Below are 246 nucleotides of genomic sequence, written 5' to 3'. Positions count from 1 at the left end.
CCCCTTGTTTTCACAGAGGATACGCAGGATTGAAAACTCGGTGGGAGTGAGAGATAACGGCTTCTCGTTCAGAGAACACTCATGCGTGCTTATATTAATGACAAGACCAGAGTGAACGATAACATTCTCGTTCTGTGCCGTTACTCCATTATATTTTTTATATCGGCGTAACTGCGCCTTGACTCGCGCAATTAACTCTAGTGGGCGAAAGGGTTTTGTAATATAATCGTCCGCACCAATTGTTAG

General features: G+C 43.9%; 1 protein-coding gene. It reads right to left on the bottom strand.

Features of this window, described 5'->3' with window-relative positions:
• Positions 1-246 (bottom strand): response regulator transcription factor (locus SB717_RS38575; RefSeq protein WP_410908510.1); only part of this gene is annotated, 246 nt, incomplete at both ends.

This window comes from Priestia sp. SIMBA_032 (genome assembly GCF_046535215.1).
Lineage (GTDB): Bacteria > Bacillota > Bacilli > Bacillales > Bacillaceae_H > Priestia > Priestia aryabhattai.
This window is presented reverse-complemented; position numbering and strand designations above follow the sequence as displayed.